Genomic DNA, 6,874 nt, shown 5'->3' with positions numbered 1-6,874 from the left:
GGTAACGGTGGGCCCCTCCTGCACGGCGGCGACGGCGGCGGTCCCACCGGGCAGGCCGGCGGGCAGGGCGGCGGACCCGCGGGGTCCGGTGTCGCCGGCGGCGGCGCAACCCAGAGCGCCCCCGGGACCGGGAGCCCCAACTCCGCTGCCGGCGGCCCTGGCGCTCCCGGCAGCGACATCGACCCCAACACCGGCCAGCCCAACCCGGGCAGCGGGGGCCCAGGGGGCAACGGGGGCGGCGGCGGCAACGGGGGCGGCGGCGGAGGGGGTGGCTACTTCGGCGGTGGCGGTGGCTCCGGCGGCGGGGAGCCCGGCGGCTTCTTCGGGGCAGGTGGCGGCGGCGGGAGCGGGTATGCGACGCCAGCGGCGACCAACGTCTCCCTCATCCCGGGCGTCAGCCACGGCAGCGGCAAAGCGATCATCTCGTTCCGGTACGAAACCACGATCACGCTGACTCCGAGTACGTCCACCCCGCTGTTCGGGCACGCCGTCGCCGTCACCGCCACCGTAGGCCCCGCCTACCCGGCCGCGGGCGTCCTGACCGGCACGATCACATTCTCGGACGGGACAACACCCCTGGCCACCGTGCCGGTCAGCGGTGGTCAGGCCAGCTTCAGCACCGGCGCGCTCCAGCCCGGATCCCATCCGGTCACCGCCAGCTACAGCGGAGACCCGCGCTTCGCGCCGAGCACCACGGCAGGACCCACCGGGATCACCGTCGGATTCAGCCAGCCGTGCACGACGACACCACACCACGGTCCTCTGATCGTGGCCACCGGCCGGTCGCTGTGCATAGGAGCCGGCGGCCAGCAGGACGGGCCGATCACCATACAGCCCGGTGGAGCCCTGGCCGTGCTGGGCGCCGAGGTCACCGGCCCCCTGTCCGCCAGCGGTGCCGTCGCGGTCACCGTCTGCCGGTCGACGCTGGCCGGGCCGGTCACCATCCGGACGAGCAGCGGCTACGTCCTGATCGGCGCTGATCACGACGATGTGACGGCCTGCATGGGCAACACCATCCAGGGCCCGCTGGTCCTGGAGGCCAACAGCGGAGGTCTCGAAGCCTCGGCCAACACGGTCACGGGACCGGCGCGGATCACTGCCAACAGCGGCAGCGGCCTGCTACCGGAGGACGCTGTGCCCGCATTCGAGGCCAACCATGTCACCGGCCCCCTGAGCTGCGGCGGCAACGAACCAGAACTGCGGCAGACCGGCAACATCGTGGACGGGCCGCGATCCGGGCAATGCCGATAGAGGCGTTTGCGCGGCAGGCTGTTTCTGTGCGACAGACCGCTATTGCGTCGTCAATGGCGCCTGGTAGGCACTGAGAAGTCCGCCGAGGTTGGCAACGCCTCGGCGGACCGTCCTGCGCCTCGATTCCGCCGAGCCACTGGTCGAAACTCGCGGGAGCAGCCGATCAGCGTCAGCTCGGTATAGCCCCAAGTTCATACTTTTGCTTGTATGCATACGTTCGTGTGATCTCTGATGCCTGTCGGCTCCCGCTCCGGCCTGGCGTCCGGTGGGACGTCGGGACTGTCGATTATCTGTATGACGACCGTCCGTACGGCTAGCCGGTCGAGAGGACCCAGCCATTCCAGAGATCGACTCGGCCGACGCCGGTCAGCAGCACGACGCCGACGCCTATGAAGACGAGCCCCGACGCGACCGGGAACGGGAGGAAAAGGATGCTCCGGAATCCCTGGAAGAAATCCGGGACGACGACGTGGCCCAGGCCGTGCGGCCGGACAGGATACGGATGCGGGCGCCTACGTCGTGCTGAATCCCCACCGGGTGCAGCAGCCGCTCGACCCGGCGGTCGCCGTTCCGAGTGACGAAATCAACCGTCGGGGTGTGGCGAGTGTAACGATCGGGATCTTCGTCGACGTCGACGTCGACGTCGACCACGGTCCCGGTCGTGTAGTGCCCCCGTATCCGGAGCCGGACGCGTTCCAGCGAGGCCCTCGCGCCGGCGATCGGCGCCCGCATCCGCTGCCCGTCACGTCAGCCCGACCATTTGCGATCTTCATAAAACACAACTAACACACATAAAACACAAAAGTCGAACTGGAGAACTAGTACGAAATGACTGGAAAGCGGGAATATCTCATGGATATTAGTTACTAGTAGTGCCGATGCTTTCGTAACTCACAGTTAGCAATTGATCGCTTGAGGGCGTGTCGAGCGCTGGGTGGCCGGCGTCCTCCGAAGCCCTGGTGAGTTGTCTCGCTATGACTTTCGGGTGCCGTCGCGGGCATGCCCGGTGAACGCCCCCGCCTGCCGGCCGGCCCGGAATGGCCGCGCCACGGGCCCGCATGCCGGTCGCCGCCGATGCGGCGGGGGAATCGGTTGAATGATCGCGTTCCGATGGCCGGCCGAGCTGGCCGCGACGCGTTGCCCGGAGATGTTTCCTGTCCCGGCCCCATCGTCCTTTACTGTCCGTAACCGACAAGATCGGTCAGCGGACTAGACGGGCCACCTTCCGGGCCAGTCCTCGAGTAGTTCCGCAAAGTGCTTGCCGCCCGTGGCTCCGATGGAGGAGGCTGCCGATGCGCGGCCACGCGCTTACCGACAGCGAACAAAGCGCATGTCGCCGAACGGCGCGACATGACGGGGGGTCCACGGGTATGAAGCTGCTGACCGCGCGATCATCCGGACGGATGGAGGGCGGGGATCATCCGTATGCGTTCCTGGAGATCTGACCGGGCCGCTGGCCCGGGCGCGTCTCCAACGCCGGTACCGCGGCCGTAGGGATGCCACGAGAATCCCCGCCACTGTCTTTCCCACGTTCGGTGGGAGCCCTCGGAAAAGATGACACGGCGCTGTCGGAGCGGCGCCGGCGCCGCCGCGGGCCAGAAGTTCTCGGGAAAGTACCGGAACAGCCCTGACGAATCCGGCCGGCCGTCCCGCGCACCCCGCGGGGACACCGACCGGACAGCGCATCGGTTAAGGGCACGGCGTACCGCCGGTGCCCGGTTGCCCCGATCCCTGGAAGAACCACAGAGAGGTGGAGCCCGCATGACCGAGCCCGTATCGACCGGCCCCGGCGTGACCGGTGAGGACCCCCGGCTGAGCCTGAGCACGGCGGCCGCGCGCAATCTCGCGACGACCACCAAGTCCGTCCCCCAGATGCAGGAGATCACCTCCCGGTGGCTGCTGCGCGTGCTGCCCTGGGTCCAGACGGCCGGCGGCGTCTACCGGGTCAACCGGCGGTTGACCTACATACTCGGCGACGGGCTCATCACGTTCACCTCCACCGGATCCGAGGTGCGAGTGGTGCCCGGTGAGCTCGCCGAGCTGCCCGCCCTGCGGGGCTTCGACGGCGACGCGCTCACCGCTCTCGCCGACCGCTTCGCCCAGCGGGAGTACGCACCGGGCGACGCCCTGGTGGAGACGGGCGCGCCGGCCGACGCGGTGTTCCTCGTCGCCCACGGCAAGATCGGAAAATTCGGCCCGGGCGAGTACGGTGACGAGCGCTCCCTCGGGGTGCTTGCCGACGGCGAGTACTTCGGTGACGAGGTCCTCGTCGAGCCGGACCTGACCTGGGAGTACACCGCCCGCGCCCTGACCGCCGCCACCGTGCTCGTGCTCACCCGCGAGCAGTTCGCCGAGGTCGTCGAGCGGGACGCCGCGCTGCGCGGGCACCTGGCGGACTACCGCTCCCGCCCGCAGCCGCCGCGCAACCGGCAGGGCGAGGCGGAGATCGCGATCGCGGCCGGGCACAGCGGCGAGCCGGACCTGCCGGGCACGTTCGTCGACTACGAGCTGGCCCCGCGGGAGTACGAGCTCAGCGTCGCCCAGACGGTGCTGCGCATCCACAGCCGGGTGGCCGACCTGTACAACGAGCCGATCAACCAGCTGGAGCAGCAGCTGCGGCTCACCGTCGAGGCACTGCGCGAACGCCAGGAGCACGAGCTGGTCAACAATCCCGACTTCGGCCTGCTGCACAACGCCGACCTGCGCCAGCGCATTCACACCCGCTCCGGCCCGCCGACCCCGGACGACTTCGACGAGCTGCTCAGCCGGCGGCGCAGCACACACTTCCTGCTTGCCCACCCCCGGACGATCGCGGCCTTCGGCCGGGAGTGCACCGCGCGGGGAATCTACCCGGCGACCGTCCTGTTCCACGACCAGCACGTGCCGGCCTGGCGTGGCGTCCCCCTCCTGCCGCTGAACAAGATTCCGGTCAGCGCCACGGGAACGACCTCCGTCATCGCGCTGCGGACCGGGGAGGAGAACCAGGGTGTGATCGGCCTGCACCACACCGGCCTCGCCGACGAATACGAGCCGGGGCTGTCCGTCCGGTTCATGGGCATCAACGAGAAGGCAATCATCTCGTATCTGGTGACGACCTACTTCTCCGCCGCCGTCCTCGTCCCGGACGCGCTCGGAATCCTGGAGAGCGTCGAGATCGGGCGCTGAGCCCACCCGCCGGCGTGTCGCCGCGGCCAGCGCGCCGCGGCGACACGCCGGTATTCGGTGACGCATTCCGGGCGTGACCGCCCGCACCAGTGGCAGAGAAGGGTTTCCCGGAGAATCATGCAGCCTTTCACCCTCCCCGAGTTCTACGTGCCCTATCCGGCGCGCCTGAGCCCCCATCTGGACGCCGCCCGGGAGCACAGCCGGGCGTGGGCCCGGGCCATGGAGATGATCGACCCGCCCGAGGGCGGGACCGCGATCTGGACCGAGCGGGACCTCGACGCCCACGACTACGCCCTGCTGTGTGCCTACACCCATCCCGACGCCACCGCCGAGCGGCTGAACCTCGTCACCGACTGGTACGTGTGGGTCTTCTACTTCGACGACTACTTCCTGGAGCTCTACAAGCGGACGCACGACATGGCGGGCGGGCGGGCCCATCTCGACCGGCTGCCCGCCTTCATGCCGGTCGACGGCGAGATCACCGAGGAGCCGACGAACCCGGTCGAGCGCGGGCTCGCGGACCTGTGGACGCGGACCGTGCCCGCCAGGTCCGCCGACTGGCGGGAACGGTTCGCGGTGAGCACCCGCAACCTGCTCGACGAGTCGCTCTGGGAACTCGCCAACATCAACGCCGGCCGGCTGGCCAACCCGATCGAGTACGTCGAGATGCGCCGCAAGGTCGGCGGCGCGCCCTGGTCGGCGAACCTCGTCGAGCACGCCGCGGACGCCGAGGTCCCGGCCGCCGTCGCCGCCACCCGTCCGCTGCGGGTGCTGCGCGACACCTTCGCCGACGCGGTCCACCTGCGCAACGACCTGTTCTCCTACGAGCGGGAGGTCACCGAGGAGGGCGAGCTCAGCAACGGGGTGCTGGTCGTCGAACGCTTCCTCGGCATCGGCACGCAGCAGGCCGCCGACGCCGTCAACGATCTGCTCACCTCCCGGCTGCACCAGTTCGAGCACACGGCGGCCGCGGAGCTGCCGGCCGTCCTGGACGAGCACGGCATCGACCCGGCGGGACGGCTCGCGACGCTGGCATACGTCAAGGGCCTGCAGGACTGGCAGTCCGGCGGCCACGAGTGGCATCTGCGCTCCAGCCGGTACATGAACCGCGAGGTGGCCCTCGACGCCGTCCCGGCCGGTCCCGGGCTGCCCGCCGGGGTGGGTGGGCTGCCCGGCCTGCCCGGCACGCCGAGCCTCGGCACCTCGGCGGTGCGGGTCGTGCCGTCCCTGCTCGCGACCGCGCCGCGGCGGCTGCGGTCCCATGCCAACGTGCCGTTCCGGGTGGTCGGGCCGACCCGGCTGCCCGAGTTCTACCTGCCGTACAGCACCGGGCGCAGCCCGCACCTGGACGCCTCGCGACGCTCGGTCGTCCGCTGGGCGGGTGCGATGGGCATGCTGGACCCGGTCCCGGGCATCTGGGACGAGCACAAGCTGGTCGCGTTCGACTTCGCCCTGTGCTCGGCCGGTATCCACCCGGACGCCTCCGCGGCGGAGCTCGACCTCACCACCAGCTGGCTGACCTGGGGCACCTACGGCGACGACTACTACCCGGTGATCTTCGGCCGGAGCGGGAACCTGGCCGGGGCGCGGCTGAGCAACGAACGGCTGCGCGCCTTCATGCCCCTCGACGGCCCGGCCACCGAGGTACCGGCGAACGCCCTCGAGCGCGGCCTCGCCGACCTGTGGGAACGCACCGCCGGGCCGATGGGGCCCGCCGCGCGGGCCGCCTTCCGCCGCGCCGTCGAAGTGATGATCGACAGTTGGCTGTGGGAGCTGGCGAACCAGGCGGTCAACCGCATCCCCGACCCCGTCGACTACCTGGAGATGCGCCGCGCGACGTTCGGCTCCGACCTGACGATGAGCCTGTGCCGGCTCGCCCACGCGCACACCGTGCCGGCCGAGATCTTCCGCACCCGGCCGGTACGGTCGCTGGAGAACGCCGCGGCCGACTATGCCTGCCTGCTCAACGACGTCTTCTCCTACCAGAAGGAGATCCAGTTCGAGGGCGAGATCCACAACTGCGTGCTGGTGGTCGAGAACTTCCTCGGCTGCGGCCGCGACCGCGCGGTCGAGGTGGTCAACGACCTCATGACCGCCCGGATGCGCCAGTTCGAGCACATCGTGGCCGACGAGCTGCCGGCGCTGTTCGACCGGCTTCAGCTTGACGGCGACGTCCGCGACGCGCTGCTCGGCTACGTCCATGATCTGCAGAACTGGCTGGCCGGCATCCTGCGCTGGCACGAGGGGACCCACCGCTACGAGGAGATCGAGCTGCGCTACCACCCGGCCGTGGACCGGCGGCCCTTCGGCGCTCCGACCGGGCTGGGCACCTCAGCGGCGGACGTCCGCAGGCTGGTCGCCCGGTAGGACCTCTCGCGCCCCGGCCGCCGGGACTGCTCCGGCCGCCGGGCCTGCTCCGGCGGGCTGGCCGGCGCCGAGCAGGCGCAGGGCCCGCGCG

General features: G+C 70.4%; 4 protein-coding genes. 3 read left to right on the top strand and 1 reads right to left on the bottom strand.

Translation table 11 applies throughout. From position 1 onward, the window contains the following. Positions 1-1,251, top strand: a 1,251-nt coding sequence (locus NBX02_RS23320) for an Ig-like domain-containing protein (protein WP_445548502.1), incomplete at its 5' end; no start/stop codon positions are given. Positions 1,252-1,638: 387 nt separating this feature from the next. On the opposite strand, the gene NBX02_RS17325 is transcribed toward NBX02_RS23320, so the two are convergent. Further along, complete coding sequence (locus NBX02_RS17325; protein ID WP_250292231.1) at positions 1,639-1,983, bottom strand: hypothetical protein; 345 nt, start codon at positions 1,981-1,983, stop codon at positions 1,639-1,641. A 1,029-nt stretch (positions 1,984-3,012) separates the two neighbouring features. On the opposite strand from NBX02_RS17325, the gene NBX02_RS17320 reads away from it, so the two are divergent. Continuing rightward, entirely contained in the window at positions 3,013-4,416 is a 1,404-nt protein-coding gene (locus NBX02_RS17320; RefSeq protein ID WP_250283759.1) for a family 2B encapsulin nanocompartment shell protein, read from the top strand. A 117-nt stretch (positions 4,417-4,533) separates the two neighbouring features. After that, positions 4,534-6,783 carry a family 2 encapsulin nanocompartment cargo protein terpene cyclase gene (locus NBX02_RS17315; RefSeq protein WP_250283756.1) on the top strand — a complete coding sequence of 750 codons (2,250 nt, stop codon included), beginning with the start codon at positions 4,534-4,536 and terminating at the stop codon, positions 6,781-6,783. The last annotated feature ends 91 nt before the right edge of the window (positions 6,784-6,874 follow it).

This window comes from Protofrankia sp. CiP1_Cm_nod1 (assembly GCF_920888515.1).
Classification (GTDB): domain Bacteria; phylum Actinomycetota; class Actinomycetes; order Frankiales; family Frankiaceae; genus Protofrankia.
Note: the sequence above shows the minus strand (reverse complement) of the source record. Positions and strands in the feature narration are given on the sequence as shown.